Genomic DNA, 16,680 nt, shown 5'->3' on the forward strand with positions numbered 1-16,680 from the left:
CTCGGAAGCGGCGCCGTGCGCCGGAACCGTATGAATGCCGTTCGGCCGTTCAGGTTTCAATAGGGCAGACGTCGTCCTGTCCGGGGGGCCTAACGTCCGGGTCGGCCGACTTCCTCGACTTCAAGGGCCACAACCCCCGGCACGGGAGCAGGAGCCGCCCGCGGCGCGGGGGATTCTTCAGCCTCGAAGTCCGCCAGACTGCTGTTGATCTCTGCGATTTCCTCGGGCGTCGGCTGTCGACGTCCGCCCAGGCTCACGGCCCCGACCACGCGGGTCTGGCCGTTGATCTCGACGGTTCGTGGGGGGGCGCCCACGACCGTTCCGTCAAGGGTGGTCTCGACCGCGTCGTCCGCACTGTCCGCCAGCAGAAGGCGCGGCCGCGAAAACCGCGCCTCGTCGATCACGGGCTCGCGCCCGGCATAGGCCTGCGAAAAGGCGGCCGTTTCGCCGGGGAAGCCTTTCCAGCGGTAGAAGATGTGCGCCCCGATCTGGTCGATCTTGCCCAGGCTGGGCGCCCACCAGGGGAAAACATAGTCGGCGTGATAGTGGGTGGCGGTGCCGACCCGCTCCGCCACATGGCCGTCCAGCGCGCGCCGGGCGACGTCTTCGGCCCGCTTCCACGCCCAGGCCACAGGAGCCTGCGACAGGGCCCCGTCACAGGTAAAGCTGAACTGACATCCTGTGATGCGCTCGGCGCCCTGAAACACCACGCCGCAGACCGTATTGGGGAAGTTCGGGTCGCGAACCCGGTTCAGCACCACCTGCGCCACAGCTTCCTGTCCGGGGCGCGGCTCCAGCGCTGCTTCATAATAGACGGCCTGCGTCAGGCAGCGCAGGGCGCGGTTGCGATCCGCGGTCGCGATCCTGCCCAGCGAAAAGGGCCGCGCGGGCCGCAGCAGCCCCCGCGCCACGGGGCGTGCAGCATTAAGACGCTGGGCCTCAAGCCCGGTCTCGCCCTGCTCCAGCGTCGGCTTGCCACCGAGCGACAGCGTCTCCCAGCCCGGCGTCATGCCGAAGTGGCCGACCGTCTGCATGCCGGGGTCATGGCGCATGGCCAGCGCCAGCTGGGCCGGGTTCATCCGTGCCGCCATGGCCTCAAGTCCCTCGGGGCCCAGGTCGCCCCGGGTGGCATCCATCACCGCCTGAACCCGAAGGTCCAGCTCGGGGCGGGCGGTTGAACTGGCGGTCATAGCCACACCCGATAGCGCCAGCAGGGCGACAACGCTCAGCCCCGTTCCCCGACCATCGGGAAACCGGGCCTTCAGCCAGTCGAGGAGGGGTGCGATCAGGCGCATGGGGCGGGATATAGGGCTTTCATCGGTTCAGCACACGATGTTAGCCGCCCAACCGGGCGAATTTCAGGCAGGCGGGGAGCGAGCCGGTGGGGTCGCTCCCCGGTCAGGATCAGCGTCCGCCCAGCGTAGAGCGCAGCATCCAGGCGAATTTCTCGTGCGCCGCCAGACGCTGGGTCATCAGGTCGGCCGTGGCCTCGTCGCCCGCATCATCAGCCAGCGAAAGCGTATCGCGCGTCGTGGCGATCAGCGTCTCGTGGTCGCGCATCAGTTCCTTCAGCATGGCCTCTGCGTTCTGCTCCGGATCGCCGTCCTTGATGGCGGTGAGATTGCCGAAGGTGGCGTAGCCTTGCGGCGCCAGGATGCCGAGGGCGCGGATGCGTTCGGCGATATCGTCCAGCGCGCCCCAGATTTCCGTATACTGCTGCTCCAGCAGATTGTGCAGGGTAAAGAATTCGGGGCCCCGGACGTTCCAGTGATAGCCATGGGTCTTCAGATAGACGGCAAAGCTGTCGGCTAGCACCTTGGTCAAGGCCTGCGAGACCTCGCTGCGGTCGGCTTTCTTGAGTCCGGTCTGGATGGTGGCGGTGGTCATAAAGTCTCCTGAAAATACGGGTCCGGGTCAGACCCAGAAATAGGAAGGGGGCGGAGTTTGAACAACCCGGCGGGTCGTCGCCCCCGGCTCTGCAAGGGAACGCAACAGTCACGCTTGCGTTCACCGCCTCGTGGGCGTGATCTGACGCGGTGGGGACCGATCCGATGAATCAGGGCGACGACCGGGGCGGTGAGCCCGCCGACGGCGCGTGGTTCAGTGCGGATCGCCTGCTCGCACGCCTCGCACGCACGCCGCCGCCCACCCTGCTGCAGGCGGTCCTGATCGGTGTCCTGGCGGCCGTTGCGGCCCTCCTCGTCCGGTACGCTCTCTCGACATTTTACGCCGAGGTCACCGGGTTCATGATCCTGCTGCCGGCCGTGGTCCTGGCCGCTCTGGCGGGGGGACGGATCGCCGGCGCGGTCGCGGTCGTCCTGTGCCTGCTGGGCGGCTGGTATGTGGCTGGCCCGGATGCGACTGGCGTGGGGTTGACTAGCAACCTCGGCCGGGTGGCCACGGTAAACTTCATTGTCGTCGGCCTGTTCGTGACCTGGGTGGCGTCGGCCCTCCGGCGGGCCATGCGCCGTCTGGACACGACCGTGGGGGACCTGCGGGCCGCTGCAGCGCGGGTGAACGAATACGAGGCCCGTTTTCGGGATATCGCCGATGTCGCCCCCGTCATGCTCTGGACGGGCGACATCGAGGGCCGGGTCTATCTCAATGCCGAGTTTCGTCGCTTCTGGGGCGACCGCCCGACGGATCTGACGGATCTGGCTCCGTGGATGGAGGCCATACACCCCGAAGACCGTGATCGCGTCTGGTCAGCCTGCCTGAACGCCCTGCAGACCCGCACCCCGCTCGAAATCGAGGCTCGTTATCTGCGAGAGGACGGGGAATGGCGGATCCTCTCAACCCATGCCCGGCCGCGTTTCGATGCTGAGGGAGGTTTTCTCGGCGTGGTCGGGGCCAATATCGACCTGTCCGAGATCCGTCAGGTCGAGTCGGCCCTGCGGGAGAGCGAGCATCGCTTCCGTGCCATGGCAGATGATGCGCCTGTCCTGATCTGGGTCACGGCTGAGGACCGTACGCGGGAGTTCGTCAATCAGGCCTATATCCAGTTCATGGGGGTCGAGGATGCCGCGACGCTCAACACCGACTGGCGCGAATTCATCCACCCTGACGATCGTGATCGGATCGTCGCCGACTCCGTCGCGGGCGAGGCCACCGGCCAGCCCTTCAGCCTTGAAGGGCGCTATCGCCGTCAGGATGGCGCCTGGCGCTGGCTGAAGTCTTTCTCGCGACCCCGTCTGGACGCCCAGGGCAAGGTTCAGGGCTTTGTGGGTGTGGCCTTTGATGTCACCGACGCCAAACAGGCTGAAGTCGATCTGAAACGCATCAATGAATTGCTTGAGGACCGGGTCGGCCGGGCCCTGCTGGACAAGGCCCAGGCCGAGGCTGACCTGATGCATGCCCAGCGGATGGAGGCGGTCGGTCGCCTGACCGGGGGCGTGGCCCATGACTTCAACAACCTGCTGACGGTGGTCATCGGCGGCCTCGACATGCTGCTCAACAACAAGGTCGATGAGGCCAAACGCCTGAAACTGACCGAGGCGGCGCTGAGCGCGGCCCGTCGCGGCGAACGCCTGACCCATCAACTGCTGGCCTTTTCCCGTCGACAGGCGCTGCGGCCCGAGTCCGTTGACGTCAATGCCTTGATCCGGGAGGGCGAGCCCCTGATCCGGGGGGCGCTGGGCGGGGGCATGACCTATCGGACGCGCCTGCGCCGCGGTGGAGCCCGGGTGCGGGTCGATACGGCCCAGTTCGAGGCCGCCTTGCTCAATCTGCTGGTCAATGCCCGCGACGCAGTGGCCGGTAAAGGCTGCGTGGAGGTCGAGACCCGTCGCTTCAAGGTCAAGGCCGGCGAGATCAGCGACCTTGAGCCCGGCGACTATGTCCGCATCACAGTCAGCGATGACGGCCCGGGCATTCCCGATGAGGTGCGCGAGCGCATCTTCGAGCCCTTCTACACGACCAAGGCGGTCGGCAAGGGCACAGGCCTTGGACTCTCGCAGGTCTATGGCTTCCTGAAGCAGAGTGGCGGCGCCATCCACGTCGTGACCGCCCCGGGGGAGGGTACGCGCATGGAAATGTACCTGCCCGTGGCCCTCGACATTGAGCCCGCGCTGGCTGAGCCGGCTCGCAAGGCATCACCTGCCGGGGGCGGCGAGCGGTCCGTCCTGCTGGTCGAGGATGACCCGGAGGTGCAGGCCATCGCCCTGGCCCTGCTCGAGGCCATGGGCCTGACGGTGACGACGGCGTCGGACCCCGCCACGGCCCTGAAACGGCTCAAGGCCGCCCCCTTCGATATCCTGCTGACCGACATCGTCATGCCGGGCGAGATGTCGGGGCTCGATCTCGCCCGCCGCGCCAGCACCCTCTATCCGGACATGCGGATTGTGCTGGCCACTGGCTATGCGGGCGACGACGTCGATGCGGCCTTGCGCGACGCCCCGTGGACGCTGGTGCGTAAACCCTTTGCCATCGATGCGCTCAGGACGGTTCTGGACGCCTGATCTTCAGCCGCCGCGGCTTAGCGGCGGGTCTTCTTCTCGGCCCGGCGGGCCCGCTGCTCGGCCTTGATCGCGGCCTTGCGCTCGCGGCGCTCGTTGCGGCGCTCTTCCTCGATCTGCTCGGCGGTCTGGGCCTTGGCCTGTTCGGCGGCGGCCTTCTTCGCTTCGGCCTCCTGCCGGGCCTTTTCCTTGGCTGCCAGCTTTTCCGCTTCCTTCTCCTGCTTCAGCCGCTCCTTCTCGAGGCGTGCGGCTTCCTTTTCAGCAGCCAGAATCTCGGCACGCCGATCAAAGTCGGGGTCCGGGACGGAGGGCTTGGGCTTGAATCGGGCCAGAAGGGCCTTCTTGGCTTCGGCCTGCGTGGCCAGGCGATCGGCAAAGCCGGTCTGCTTCAGATCTTTCATCAAGTCTCGGTCTGCTAGGGTGGGTCGGTCAAAGGATCCGCGGCGCCCCGACGCGGATGGCCGGGCCCGGTCGGCAACGCGCACGTACCGACCGGGGGGCTTTAGGGCTCAAGCCCGCGCGGATCAAGTCAAGGACGGGCTGTCAGGGTTTTCCGCCCCTGTCTGTGGCCTGAAGGTCAGTCGTCCTTTGTGGCCTGACCTACGGCGGTGCCGGCAGCGCCACCCACAGCGGCTCCGACCGGTCCGCCGACCACAGCACCGGCGACGGCGCCGGTTGCGGCCTTCTGTTCAATGGTGCTGCCACAGGCCGCCAGGACCAGGCCGAAGGTCGAGATCAGGGCGGCGGTCATCACGGTCTTGCGGGTCATGTCATTACCTTGTCGGTCAGCGCCGGTCCGGGCCGATCCCGGTCAGGCTTTGCATTGACCGGAAACGTGTCCCTGGCTCGGGCGGTTCCCCGGGGGCTGCGCAAGCCTTTGAGAAACTGCGTGGGAACAGCAAGTTGTCCAAGGTTTCGTCCACACTGCACTTGAGCGCACCAAGAATGCGCCCATCTGACCTTTGAACTGAGCTTGAACCCTCGATCCCAGATATCGCGCCATGATCTGTTACGCACAACACAGAGTGTGCACGGATCATCTATCGCATCGGCAATGGGTGGGGCAAAAATGCTTCACCTCCTTCGATTCTTGCGAATCATCCCTATTTGGGTCACATTGGCTATGTTAAAGGCGCGTCCCCGACGAACGGCGGACTGCCGGTGCGTCGGCCTCGTCGTGTGCGTGGTTTCGCGAAAACCTCGCACATCGACAGACTAAATAAGGGGCGGCATTGCGCCCTGCGGACTGGATAAAGCCTTTGTCATCGCCCCTGTCGCCTCGAACGCCCGACACCTCGGCTGCCCGTACACGACTGACGCCCGGTGTTGCCGCGGCGCTCGTGGGCGGTCTGTTCGGTCTGGCGATCGGCGTGGCCTATCTGGGCGGTACGGTGGCCAAGGCCACGACCCTGCGCGCCCAGGCGGTCCGTCTGGACGGCGCGGCCTCGGCCGGCTTTACCGAAGAAGCGCTCGCGGCCGCCGCCGGGGGCCTCAACGCCAGTGCGCTGGCCATCGCCCGCCGCCACGATCCCTATACCGTCGCCGGACCCAGCCGTCGCGACCGCCAGTCCGAGCTGCTGACCGCGCGTCTGGAGCAACTGCGTCCCACCGGGCCGAACATGACGCCGGGCCTGCGCCTTGCCTCGACCGACCCGTCGCATCCGGCGGCCCAGCCGTTCCGCCTTGGCAGTGCACTGGACGCCAGCCGCGATCTCGAATGCCTGACCCAGGCCGTCTATTACGAAGCGCGTGGCGAAGGCCGTGACGGCCAGCGCGCCGTGGCCCAGGTGGTCATCAACCGCGCCCGCCACCCGGCCTTCCCCAAGACGGTCTGTGCCGTGGTCTTCCAGGGCGCCGGTCGTCGCACCGGCTGCCAGTTCAGCTTCACCTGCGACGGCTCCATGCGTCGCGGCGTCAACCAGGGCGCCTGGAACCGCGCCCGTCAGGTCGCCTCCGAGGCCCTGTCCGGCTCGGTCTATGCCCCGGTCGGCAATGCCACCCATTTCCACACCACGGGCGTCAGCCCGCGCTGGCGCACCTCGCTGATCCGCGTGGGTCAGGTCGGCGATCACGTCTTCTACCGTTTCGGCGGTCGTTCGGGCTCCAGCCGCGCCTTTGCCTATGACCCCGCGCCCTCGACCGGTGCCGATCAACCGCGTCTGGTCCAGGCCGGGCTTGAGTCGACCGAGTCGGTCCGTCCGGTCGGCCAGGCTGTGGCCTACAGCCTGCTGCTGGCCGAGGAAGGCCGCACCGAGGACGACATCCGCGCCGAGGCGGCGCCTGTCCCGGCTCCGACCCAACCCGCGCCTCAGCCCCAGAGGGCTCAGCGGCCTACAGCTGCCACTCCGGCTCCTGCGGAGACGCCCGCGCGTCGTCAGGCGACCCCGGTTCCGGCCACGCCCGTCACCTCGGAAAGCTGATACCCCTCAGGCTGCGTCCAGCCCGATGTCCAGATTGGGCGCCGAGTGGGTCAGCGCACCGACCGAGACGACGTCCACGCCGGTCTCTGCAATCGCGCGCACGGTCTCCAGCGTCACCCCGCCCGAGGCCTCCAGCGCCACCCGCCTCGCCGTGCGCGTGACTGCCTCGCGCAGGTCGTCCAGACTGAAATTATCCAGCATGACCACGTCCGGCCCCTCGGCCAGCGCCGCGTCCAGCTGATCCAGACCATCGACCTCGACCTCGACCTTCATCAGATGCCCGGCATGGGCCTTGGCCCGTCGCACCGCCTCGGCCACGCCGCCACAGACGGCGACATGGTTGTCCTTGATCAGGATGGCGTCATCCAGCCCAAAGCGGTGGTTGATCCCTCCGCCACAGGCCACCGCGTGTTTTTCCAGCGCGCGCAGGCCCGGGGTCGTCTTGCGGGTATCGGCGATCCGGACGCCCGTGCCCTCGACCGCCTGCACATAGGCGCGCGTCAGGGTCGCGATCCCGCACAGCCGCCCCAGAAGGTTCAGCGCCGTCCGCTCGGCCCCCAGTATGGCGCGCGCCCGGCCCTCGACCACGACCAGGACATCACCGGCAGAAAAGGCCTCCCCGTCCGTGATACGCACCTCGACCGTGCCCCCGGCATCCAGCGCGTGAAGCGCCAGCCGCACACAGGCGCCGCCCGCCATCACCCCGTCCTTCCGGGCCGCGAACACGGCCTTCATCCGCGCGTCCTCCGGGATGCAAGCGGCCGCCGTCACATCGCCCGCGCGGCCAAGATCCTCGGCCAGCGCCGCACGGATGACCGGCTCGATCAACAGGTCGGGCAGGGCAGGGGCCATTGTCGTCACGTCTCTCATTCAGCGGCCAAAAGCGGCTGCGGCACCTCATCGGCGTCACGCACCACTCGGCTGTGACGGGCCTCGGCCAGGGTGTCGGGATAATCCGCGCGATAGTGGCCGCCCCGGCTCTCCTCGCGGGCCAGCGCCGCCCGCACCACCAGCGTCGCGGCGACGACAGGCAACGCTTTCGGATGCCGCGCCTCGATCACTGAAAGCTCTGCCAGCGCGGTCGTCAGTCCCTCCGCGTCACGGACCACCCCGACATGGTGGTCCATCAAATCGCGTGCCCGGGCAAGGTCCACCTCGGGCAAGTCCGTACCCATGATCTCGACCAGCGGCGACGGCCCGGGCAGGGTCTCGGCCCGCGCCATCCGTCCGGCCCGGCGGCCAAAGGCAGCGGCTTCCAGCAGCGAATTGGACGCCAGCCGGTTCGCCCCGTGCACGCCAGTGGCCGCGCATTCGCCGACGGCATAAAGGCCCTCTACCGTCGTGCGGCCATCGGCATCGGCGGCAATCCCGCCCATATGATAGTGCGCGGCCGCCACGACCGGGATCGGCTGGGTGCGCGGGTCCAGCCCCATCCGCATACAGGCCGCATAGACCGCCGGAAATGCCGTGGGAAAGGCCGCACCGATGGCCTGCGTCGCGTCGAGAAACGCGCCGCGCCCCTCCATCTCGGCGGCATGGACGGCGCGCGCCACCTGATCGCGAGGCGCCAGATCGGCACTGTCTTCCTCGCCCAACAGGTAACGCCCCGCACGGTCCACCAGACGCGCCCCTTCGCCCCGCAGGGCCTCGGTCGCCAGCGGCAGGGGCGACACCAGATCGCTGTCCGGACCGGCCGTCGTCAGGCGGATGGCGGTCGGATGGAACTGCACAAACTCGGGGTCGAGGATCTCGGCTCCCGCCTGCCAGGCCAGCGCCATCCCTGCGCCCTGAAGCGCCGCCGGGGTCGTGGTCCGCCCGTACAGACCGCCGATCCCGCCGGTGGCGAGAATGACCGCCGGCGCGATGACCCGCACCCGCCGCTCGCCCCGCGTCAGAATCGCGCCGCGCACCCGTCCGTCCGCGTCGCGCACCAGCCCGGTCAGCCGGGCATCTTCCCACAGGACGACATGCGGACTGGCCCGGACCGCCGTGACCAGCGCCGACAGGATGGCCCGTCCGGCGCCGTCGCCTCCGACCCGCGCCACGCGCGCCCGCGAATGGGCGGCTTCCCGGCTCAGGTGATAGTGGCCGTCCACCTCCCGGTCGAAGGGCGCGCCCAGCCGGTCCAGCCACTCGATGGTCTCGCGCGCCGCATCGGTCAGGGCGCGGGCGCGTTCCGGCTCGACCAGACCGGCACCGGCTGCGACCGTATCTTCCGCGTGCAGTCCGGAGGTGTCATCCTCCGCGAGAGCTGCGGCCATGCCGCCCTGCGCCCAGGCCGAGGCGCAGGCCTCCAGCAGGGTTGCGGGCGTGGCCACCAGCACCGGGGCGGGGGCCGCCTCCAGCGCGGCCGACAAGCCGGCCAGTCCGCCGCCAATGATCAGCGGGCCTTCATGTCGAAGGGTTCTCATCGGCCGATCGACAGGAAGCGCCCGACGACGTCCAGCGCCCCGTTCACATCGCCCCCGGTCGGGATCAGGAAGGCGGCAGCGGTGACACCCAGACAGGCGGTCGCCGTCACACTGAACAGGCCGACGCTATAGCCCGCCTCGCGCCAGTTCAGCTGCCGACCCTCGGGCCGCCACTGGCCGCGCTTCAGGTGGCCGATCAGGGCGAGGGCCAGGAAGCCGGCAAAGATGAAGCTGCCGTTCGACACCCCCCACCACACGACCAGCGCCCCGATGGCGATCATGACGGCGTATTCGACCATCGGGTGAATGCGGGCCAGCACCGGCCCCAGCGCCTTGGATCCATCCAGCGGCGGCGCGGGGGCCAGATTGACCAGATTGATCAGGCCGATGGCGAACACCCCGTTCAGCCACATCGTCTGCCCGGTCCCGAAATACAGCGCAAAGAACGGCAGGGCGGCCAGCAGGCCGAACGCCGGTCCGGCCAGCGACACCAGCACACCGTCCCATTCGCTCTTCGGCATACGTTGGCCGCGCGCCAGTCCGCCGAGGAAGGGGATGATATAGACCCTGGCCGGGCCCATCCCCAGTCGGTTCATGGCCAGCACATGGCCGTATTCATGCACGAACAGGCCAATGATGGCCGCGACCGCAATCACCCAGCTACCGCTGATCCACCAGATGAAACCGCCCAGCAGCAGGGTCGACAACACGGACCAGATCAGCGGCTGACCTTTGTCCCCGGGGGCCGTGGCGACACGCGTGTCCGAAGAGGATGTCGGCGTATTCGGCACTGAGCCCCAAGGGCCTGCGTGAGGACCGGGAGAGGTTGGGCGGGTCGGAGGCAGGGTATCGCTCATTTCCGCAATGTGGGCTGCGTCACGCCCAGCCACAATGCAAGCAGCGTCATCAGTTTCAGCGTGCGCGGTTCGATCTTCGCTACCACCCGGGTCGGGGCCACATAATACATCAGATCAGCTCCACATCGACGTGATGGCGGGCCTTGATCATGTCGTAGCGCGCCGGGACCGCCGGCGGCGGCAGGTCGACCATTCGCTGCACCGCCCGCCGGGCCGGTTCGATCAGCGCCTCGGGCACCGTCACCTCAAACTGCATGTTCAGCAAACAGTCGCGGATATTCTCCAGCGTGATCCGCTTCATGTGCGGGCACAGGTTGCAGGGGCCGACAAAGCGCGTGTCCGGAGAGTCCGCCGCCACGTTCGACGCCATCGAGCATTCCGTGATCATCACCACCTGCTTGGGCTTCCGCTGGGTGACATAGTCGCTCATCGCCGCCGTCGATCCGGCAAAGTCCGCGGCCGCCAGCACCTCTTCCGGGCATTCCGGGTGGGCCAGGATTTCCGCACCGGGGTATGCCGCACGCATCTCGGCGATGTCGTCGGCGGTAAAGCGCTCATGCACCTCGCAGCGCCCCTTCCAGGCGATGATGCCGACGTTCGTCTGCGCCGCGACATTCCGTGCGAGGAATTCGTCGGGGATCAGGATGACGCGGTCGACGCCCCATTCCATCGCGGCCCATTCCACCACCTGCACGGCATTGGCGCTGGTGCAGCAGATGTCGGTCTCGGCCTTCACGTCGGCGGTGGTGTTGACATAGGTGACCACCGGCAGACCCGGATAGCGCGCCTTGATCAGCCTCACATCCGCCCCGGTGATCGAGGCCGCCAGCGAACAGCCGGCGCGCAGGTCGGGGATCAGCACCGTCTTGTCGGGGCTCAGGATCTTCGAGGTCTCGGCCATGAAATGCACACCGGCCTGGACGATCACCTTTGCCTCGGACTTCGCGGCCTCCTTGGCCAGTCCCAGGCTGTCGCCGACATAGTCGCCGACCCCGTGGAAGATGTCGGGCGTCATATAGTTGTGGGCCAGGATGACGGCGTTCCGCTCGACCTTCAGCCGGTTGATCTCGACGATCAGCTCGGCCTGCGCCGGCCACTCCAGCGGCGTCACATGATCGCGCACCTTGGGCCAGATGGCGACCGTGGCCGCTTCTGTCGCGCGGCTCAGTCCGAATGCACCGTCTGCCATCTCACTCTCCTTTTGCTCAACCTGAGCAAATATGAGGCCCGAAACAGGACGGCGGGATCGCCCCGGCCGTCCTCCTTATGCTCAGTCTTAGCATAAGTCGGTGTGAACATAGTCCTTCGGTCGGCGAACGCAAGCGAAACCGTCAGGGCCCGCCCCGCTCCAGCTCCAACAACCACTGCTTCCGCTCCAGCCCGCCCGCATAGCCGGTCAGGGTGCCATCGCGCCCGATCACGCGGTGACACGGCACGATCAGGGCGATCGCGTTCGCCCCATTGGCCAGCCCCACGGCCCGCACGGCGGTCGGGCGACCGATGGCCTCGGCCAACTGGCCATAGGTACGGGTCTGGCCGTGCGGAATGGCCCGCAGCGCTTGCCAGACAGCCCGCTGGAACTCCGTGCCGCCGGTCTCGAGCGGCAGCTCGTCCAGCGCGGTGGTGTCTCCGCTGAAGTAAGCCACCAGCGCCGCTCGCACCGGTCCGGTCTGTCCGCCCTCCGACAGGTCGTTGACCCCGTGCCGCAGCCGCATCAACCGGCGCATGCGCGGCTCGAAATCGGCAAAGTCCAGCGCATGGACCACGCCCTTCGCATCGGTGACGACCAGCATCTGGCCGATGGGCGACTCCACCCGGTCCAGCCAAAGCTCAGGCGCGTTTCGCATCGGGTCTCTCCTCGTCCATCTTCAGGTACAGCGCGGCATAGGCCCGCCACGGGCGCCAGCCTTCGGCCAGGGCTTCGCTATCCGGATCGGGCCAGCGGTCGGCCGGCGCCATGGCCCCGTCGTCCAGCACCCACACCCCCGGCAGTCGCAATCCGGGGCGCGCCATAACCCTCGGCCCCAGCATCGGATCCCCGCCCAGATCCCGCATCAGCGCCTCGGGATCGTGCCCCAGATCGAACACCCGCCAGACCCGCGCCAGCACCCGGGGCAGGGCCTCCAGCCGCTCGGCCTCGACCCGCACCTGCAAGGCATTGCCGCTGCCCGCCTGCACTTCGACCCGCCCGGATGTGCCGTCGATGGTCGAATCCAGCGCTCGGGACCAGACCCCGCCCTCGACCCTGTCGCCCCGGTCGGCCAGCGCCGCCATCAGGGCCTCGAGCTCATACGGCGGCCGCCAGCTCAGCGACAGTTCCACGCCCACCCCGGCCTCCTCGCCCGCGCCGCGCCGCAAGGCCGACGGCGGTCGCCCATACAGGGCCTGAAAGGTCTCATTGAAGCGCCGCACACTGCCAAAGCCCGAGGCCAGCGCCACCTCGGCCATCGGCAGGCGGGTCTGGTTCAGCAGCGCCTTGGCCAGCCGCACCCGCCGGGTCTGGGCCACCGCCACCGGCGACGCCCCCAGATGCGCCCGGAACAGCCGCCTCAGATGCCGCTCGCCGACGCCCAGCCGGTCCGCGAGGCGTTCCAGGCCGTCCTCGTCCAGCGCCCCCTCATCGATCATCTGCAGGGCCCGGCTGACCGTATTGGCGGTCCCGCGCCACGCCCCACCCGTCGACACCTCGCCGCGCCAGGCGGAATAGTCGGGCGCCGTCTCGGGCCGGCAGCGCAGGCAGGGGCGATAGCCCAGTGCCTCGGCCTCCGCGGCGCTCGCGACAAACTCCACATTGGCAAACAGCGGCGTCCGCGCCGGACACACCGGGCGACAATAGATGCCCGTCGTCTTCACACAGGTATGAAACCGCCCGTCGAACCGCGCATCGCGCGCCGTGACCGCACGGTAACAGGCTTCAGCCGACAGGGAGGGCAGGACGTCCATGCCGCGAACCTTGCCTCGGACCTCCGGCCATGTCTCGCGGTTTTCGGACTCTTATCCTCCCCCACCGGGGGAGGGGGACCATGCGCAGCGTGGGGGAGGGGGCAACGCGACCGTCGCCCGTCAGATCTTCACCAGCCTCAGGTCCTGATAGTCATAGCTGAAGTCGATGTCGGGGCTGACGCCCTTGACCGTCGCTCGCACCGGCTGACCATCCTCAAGCTCGAAGGTCACGAAGGCATCCTCCTCCCGCTTGTCCGGGAAGCGGGTGCGGAAGGTCTCGCCGTCATAGGGCTCCAGCGGCCCCTGCAGCGCCGGATTGTGGGTGAAGCGCAGCCATAGCTGCACATCGCGCCGTTCGATGACGATGTCCCCGTACCAGGGATCGCGCCAGGTCCCGGCATAGGCCGACAGCGGCAGGGAGGGGGCCGCCCCCGCCGCCTGTTTCGCGTCGATCTCCACGGCGGCGGCCAGCGACCGCTCCGTCGACTGGGCCTCATAGCGTTGGCTGTCGGCGATCCAGTCAAAGCCGGTCTTGTCCATGACGATGTCGGCGATGCCGCTGCGCAGGGCACGCAGCAGATAGCTCTCTTCGGCATTCGAGAAGATCGAGAAGCCGGCATTCCGGCCGGGCAGCAGCACCGTCGCGGAAATCCCCCCGGGCGAGCCGCCGCCGTGGCTGATCAGGCGCTCGCCGCGATAGTCCTGCACCGCCAGACCCATGGCATAGGTCGAGGCGATCGACCGGCCCGGCAGTTCTGCCGTGGGGCCGGGCGAGGAGGAACTGATGATGTTCGGCCGCACCATCTCGCGCGCCGAGGCTTCCGAGAACAGCTGCGTCCCGTCCGCCAGCTTGCCGTCGGCCAGCCGCACTGCAATCCATTTGGCCCAGTCGTGCGGGCTGGTGCACAGCCCGCCCGCCGCCGCCGCGGAATCCCAATTCCACACCTCGGCGATACTGTCGGCGATGCGGGTCATCTCCCCCTGATAGCGCAGCGGCGGTCCGATCCGGCCGTGCGGCAGGGCCGATTTCGCCGGATCGGCCAGGGTCGCCATCGGCACTGTCTCCGTCATGCCGACCCGGTCCAGAATGCGCGCCTGGACAAAGTCTTCCCACGCCATGCCCGAGACCGCAGCCAGCACCTCGCCCGCCACCACGAACATCAGATTGCAGTAATGGTACCGCGCCCGGAACTGGTCCTCGATCGGCACATGCGGGATCGCCGCCATGACTTCGGCCCGCGTCCGGTCGCTGTTCGGCCAGAACAGCAGGTCGCCGGCTCCCAGCCCGAACCCGGCCCGGTGGCTCAGCGTGTCGCGCACCGTGATCCGCTCGCCGATGAACGGGTCCGACAGGGTGAAATCGGGCAGATAGGTCCGCACCGGCTCGTCCCATTTCACCTTGCCTTCATCGACCAGGATGGCGAGGGCGGCGGCGGTGACATTCTTGGTGTTCGACGCAATGGCGAACAGGGTGTGCTCATCGGCCCGCCCCGGCCGGTCCATGGCCTTGACGCCATAGCCGCGCGTCAGGATCGCCAGACCGTCCTTGACCAGCGCCACGCCCAATGCGGGCTGATCCGGAAAGGCGGCCATACAGCGGATCACATAGGCATCGACCGCCGCCGCCAGCGCCGAATGGTCCCGGGCCGCGTCCCGCGCCCAGGCCTTCATCGGCAGGGCCGCAACTCCCGCACCGGCAAACAGCGCCGACCGGCGCGACAGGGACAGGCTCATGGGGCACTCCTTGGACAAGGCGCGAACGCTAGCCCGGCCCTCGCACCTGTGTCCATGCGTCCGGCTTGTTCGGCCGCGTGTCAGGCGGCACAACCCGTGTCGGGGGAGCCATGATGCGCACATCTGACATTGCCGTGGTGGGGGCCGGGCCGGCGGGGCTGGCGGTGGCGACCCTGCTGGCGCGCGCCGGCCACCGCGTCGTCCTCCTTGAGCGCTTCGATCAGGCCGCCCCCGTGGGCGCCGGCTTCATGCTGCAGCCGACCGGTCTGGCGGTGCTCGACGCCATGGGGCTGACGGCCGAGGTCGAGGCCCTCGCCCAGCCCATCGACCGGTTGTTCGGGCGCGAGGCCCGGCGCGGGCGGATCGTTCTGGACGTCGGCTATGCAGCCCTGTCGCGTCCCCGGCGGGCGCTGGGGGTGCACCGCGCCACCCTGTTTCACGTGATCCATCGCGCCGCGCTCGACGCCGGGGTGACCTTAGAGACGGGGCGCGAGATCGTCGGGGCGGACGCGGGCCGCCTGACCGATGCCTCAGGCCGCACCGGTCCGGTCTTCGATCTGGTCGTTGATGCTTCGGGTGCGCGCTCGGCCCTCGCCGCATCGCACGGCTCCCGGCGGCACGAGCTGGCCTACGGCGCGCTCTGGGCCACCGTCCCCTGGCCCGGCGCGCCCTTCGATCCGCATGCGCTGGAGCAGGTTTATCGTGGTGCGGCCAAGATGATCGGCGTCCTGCCCGTCGGTCGCCAGCCCGGCCGCGACCAGCGTCTCGCCACCTTCTTCTGGAGCCTCAAGACCGCCTCATACGCCGACTGGCGCGCCGCCGGGCTCGACGTCTGGAAGGCCGAGGTGCGGACCCTCTGGCCCGAGGTCGCGCCCGTGCTCGACAGCCTGACCGACGCCGACCAGCTGACCCTCGCCCGCTATGGCCACCATACGCTGGCCCGCCCGGTCGCCGACCGGCTGTCGGTGATCGGCGACGCCGCCCATTCGACCAGTCCCCAGCTGGGGCAGGGGGTCAATATGGGTCTGCTGGATGCCTTTGCCCTGTCGCAGGCGCTGGCCGACCATGCCGATCTGGATCAGGCGCTGGCCGCCTATGCCGCCGCCCGCCGCTGGCACATCCGCCTCTATCAGGCGCTCAGCCTCGGCTTTACGCCCTTCTATCAGGCCGACGGGCGGCTGCTGCCCTGGGTGCGCGACCATGTGCTGGGCAAGCTGGCCCGCCTGCCGCTGGCCGACCGCCTGCTGGCCGCCACCGTCTCGGGCCTGCTGCTCGATCCCCGTCCCCGGGCGCTGGCTCGCCCTCGGGACCTGCGCTAATCATCGTCCATCACAGGAGGGATCATGTCCGGCTTTCGTTGCATCGTCGCCGTAATGGCCTCTGCCCTTGTCCTGATCCCGGCTGTCACCGCGCGGGCTCAATCCGACGACACGGACCGGGCGCCGACATTTCCGGGCGTCTATCGCTATGTCGGGATCATGGACGGCTTCCATCTGCCCGAGAGTTGCGTCGAGCGCTGGACACTCTGGGCAGACGGCACCTTGCTTCTCGAGAGCGGTGCCTCGGTCAGCCGGGGGCGCTGGTCTGTCGACAAGGATGCGGATGACCTGGACTGGCTCTCGGTCAGTGAGCAGGTGCCGAACGGCGAGCGTGATTGCAGCGGGGGCGTCACGCCCCCCGATCTCGAACCGATCCGCCATCACGTGGTCCTCATGAACAGCGGCGACTTCCAGATTTGTCTGGTGCCGCGCCGGCTGGCCGATGGCTCGTCCGTTCAGGGCCCCTGCCTCTATACCCTGCGCCGGGAGGGGGATGCGCCTGCGAAAGAGGGTGTTTCGCCCTAGGTTCTGAACTCATAAAG

The 16,680-nt window shown here is 68.5% G+C and carries 15 protein-coding genes; 4 read left to right on the forward strand and 11 right to left on the reverse strand.

The genetic code is table 11. The annotated features are described in order from the left end of the window. Positions 1-89: 89 nt before the first annotated feature. Both B4K74_RS07410 and B4K74_RS07415 read right to left on the reverse strand, forming a co-directional pair. Positions 90-1,295 carry a cell wall hydrolase gene (locus tag B4K74_RS07410; protein WP_286692402.1) on the reverse strand — a complete coding sequence of 402 codons (1,206 nt, stop codon included), beginning with the start codon at positions 1,293-1,295 and terminating at the stop codon, positions 90-92. A 109-nt stretch (positions 1,296-1,404) separates the two neighbouring features. Further along, the gene (locus B4K74_RS07415) at positions 1,405-1,887 is read right to left on the reverse strand and encodes a Dps family protein (protein ID WP_123288277.1); all 483 of its coding nucleotides are present in this window, start codon (positions 1,885-1,887) and stop codon (positions 1,405-1,407) included. A 164-nt stretch (positions 1,888-2,051) separates the two neighbouring features. Here B4K74_RS07415 and B4K74_RS07420 point away from each other — a divergent pair, with 164 nt between their 5' ends. Further along, positions 2,052-4,457 (forward strand): PAS domain-containing protein, encoded by a 2,406-nt coding sequence (locus tag B4K74_RS07420; RefSeq protein WP_286692403.1) that lies wholly within the window; start codon positions 2,052-2,054, stop codon positions 4,455-4,457. Between the two features lie 17 nt (positions 4,458-4,474). Here B4K74_RS07420 and B4K74_RS07425 read toward each other — a convergent pair whose 3' ends face one another. Together B4K74_RS07425 and B4K74_RS07430 are read right to left on the reverse strand one after the other, a co-directional pair. Continuing rightward, positions 4,475-4,855: a DUF6481 family protein gene (locus B4K74_RS07425; protein ID WP_286692404.1), complete on the reverse strand. Its 381-nt coding sequence runs from the start codon at positions 4,853-4,855 to the stop codon at positions 4,475-4,477. Positions 4,856-5,031: 176 nt separating this feature from the next. Continuing rightward, positions 5,032-5,223: a hypothetical protein gene (locus tag B4K74_RS07430; protein ID WP_286692405.1), complete on the reverse strand. Its 192-nt coding sequence runs from the start codon at positions 5,221-5,223 to the stop codon at positions 5,032-5,034. A 490-nt stretch (positions 5,224-5,713) separates the two neighbouring features. Here B4K74_RS07430 and B4K74_RS07435 point away from each other — a divergent pair, with 490 nt between their 5' ends. Next, entirely contained in the window at positions 5,714-6,874 is a 1,161-nt protein-coding gene (locus B4K74_RS07435; RefSeq protein ID WP_286692406.1) for a cell wall hydrolase, read from the forward strand. A 6-nt stretch (positions 6,875-6,880) separates the two neighbouring features. Here B4K74_RS07435 and nadC read toward each other — a convergent pair whose 3' ends face one another. The 7 genes from nadC to B4K74_RS07470 form a co-directional block, all read right to left on the reverse strand. Continuing rightward, complete coding sequence (gene nadC, locus B4K74_RS07440; protein ID WP_286692407.1) at positions 6,881-7,726, reverse strand: carboxylating nicotinate-nucleotide diphosphorylase; 846 nt, start codon at positions 7,724-7,726, stop codon at positions 6,881-6,883. A gap of 14 nt (positions 7,727-7,740) precedes the next feature. Next, the gene (locus B4K74_RS07445) at positions 7,741-9,285 is read right to left on the reverse strand and encodes an L-aspartate oxidase (protein ID WP_286692408.1); all 1,545 of its coding nucleotides are present in this window, start codon (positions 9,283-9,285) and stop codon (positions 7,741-7,743) included. Then, a complete protein-coding gene (locus B4K74_RS07450; RefSeq protein ID WP_286692409.1) occupies positions 9,282-9,995 on the reverse strand; it encodes a metalloprotease in 714 nt (237 codons plus the stop codon). The genes B4K74_RS07445 and B4K74_RS07450 overlap by 4 nt, the downstream gene beginning before the upstream one ends. A gap of 256 nt (positions 9,996-10,251) precedes the next feature. Next, entirely contained in the window at positions 10,252-11,331 is a 1,080-nt protein-coding gene (gene nadA, locus B4K74_RS07455) for a quinolinate synthase NadA (protein WP_286692410.1), read from the reverse strand. Positions 11,332-11,473: 142 nt separating this feature from the next. After that, a complete protein-coding gene (locus B4K74_RS07460; RefSeq protein ID WP_286692411.1) occupies positions 11,474-11,989 on the reverse strand; it encodes a methylated-DNA--[protein]-cysteine S-methyltransferase in 516 nt (171 codons plus the stop codon). Continuing rightward, the gene (locus B4K74_RS07465; RefSeq protein ID WP_286692412.1) at positions 11,973-13,085 is read right to left on the reverse strand and encodes a bifunctional transcriptional activator/DNA repair enzyme AdaA; all 1,113 of its coding nucleotides are present in this window, start codon (positions 13,083-13,085) and stop codon (positions 11,973-11,975) included. Before B4K74_RS07465 ends, B4K74_RS07460 begins: the two co-directional genes overlap by 17 nt. Before the next feature lie 120 nt (positions 13,086-13,205). After that, on the reverse strand, positions 13,206-14,819 hold the full coding sequence (locus B4K74_RS07470; RefSeq protein ID WP_286692413.1) for a serine hydrolase: 1,614 nt from the start codon (positions 14,817-14,819) through the stop codon (positions 13,206-13,208). Between the two features lie 110 nt (positions 14,820-14,929). Between B4K74_RS07470 and B4K74_RS07475 the strand changes: the two genes are divergently transcribed. Next, positions 14,930-16,138: an FAD-dependent oxidoreductase gene (locus tag B4K74_RS07475; RefSeq protein ID WP_286692414.1), complete on the forward strand. Its 1,209-nt coding sequence runs from the start codon at positions 14,930-14,932 to the stop codon at positions 16,136-16,138. A gap of 24 nt (positions 16,139-16,162) precedes the next feature. Further along, positions 16,163-16,663, forward strand: coding sequence for a hypothetical protein (locus B4K74_RS07480; RefSeq protein WP_286692415.1), 501 nt, complete (start codon positions 16,163-16,165; stop codon positions 16,661-16,663). Positions 16,664-16,680: the final 17 nt, after the last annotated feature.

Origin of the sequence: Brevundimonas sp. UBA2503 (assembly GCF_002341485.1) — a bacterium.
In the GTDB taxonomy this organism is placed as follows: Bacteria; Pseudomonadota; Alphaproteobacteria; order Caulobacterales; family Caulobacteraceae; genus Brevundimonas; species Brevundimonas halotolerans.

Coding starts and splice junctions, on each gene's coding strand:
- B4K74_RS07410 (WP_286692402.1), bottom strand. CDS start 1,295: ATGCGCCTGATCGCACCCCTCCTCGACTGGCTGAAGGCCCGGTTTCCC.
- B4K74_RS07415 (WP_123288277.1), bottom strand. CDS start 1,887: ATGACCACCGCCACCATCCAGACCGGACTCAAGAAAGCCGACCGCAGC.
- B4K74_RS07420 (WP_286692403.1), top strand. CDS start 2,052: ATGAATCAGGGCGACGACCGGGGCGGTGAGCCCGCCGACGGCGCGTGG.
- B4K74_RS07425 (WP_286692404.1), bottom strand. CDS start 4,855: ATGAAAGATCTGAAGCAGACCGGCTTTGCCGATCGCCTGGCCACGCAG.
- B4K74_RS07430 (WP_286692405.1), bottom strand. CDS start 5,223: ATGACCCGCAAGACCGTGATGACCGCCGCCCTGATCTCGACCTTCGGC.
- nadC (WP_286692407.1), bottom strand. CDS start 7,726: ATGGCCCCTGCCCTGCCCGACCTGTTGATCGAGCCGGTCATCCGTGCG.
- B4K74_RS07445 (WP_286692408.1), bottom strand. CDS start 9,285: ATGAGAACCCTTCGACATGAAGGCCCGCTGATCATTGGCGGCGGACTG.
- nadA (WP_286692410.1), bottom strand. CDS start 11,331: ATGGCAGACGGTGCATTCGGACTGAGCCGCGCGACAGAAGCGGCCACG.
- B4K74_RS07460 (WP_286692411.1), bottom strand. CDS start 11,989: ATGCGAAACGCGCCTGAGCTTTGGCTGGACCGGGTGGAGTCGCCCATC.
- B4K74_RS07465 (WP_286692412.1), bottom strand. CDS start 13,085: ATGGACGTCCTGCCCTCCCTGTCGGCTGAAGCCTGTTACCGTGCGGTC.
- B4K74_RS07470 (WP_286692413.1), bottom strand. CDS start 14,819: ATGAGCCTGTCCCTGTCGCGCCGGTCGGCGCTGTTTGCCGGTGCGGGA.
- B4K74_RS07475 (WP_286692414.1), top strand. CDS start 14,930: ATGATGCGCACATCTGACATTGCCGTGGTGGGGGCCGGGCCGGCGGGG.
- B4K74_RS07480 (WP_286692415.1), top strand. CDS start 16,163: ATGTCCGGCTTTCGTTGCATCGTCGCCGTAATGGCCTCTGCCCTTGTC.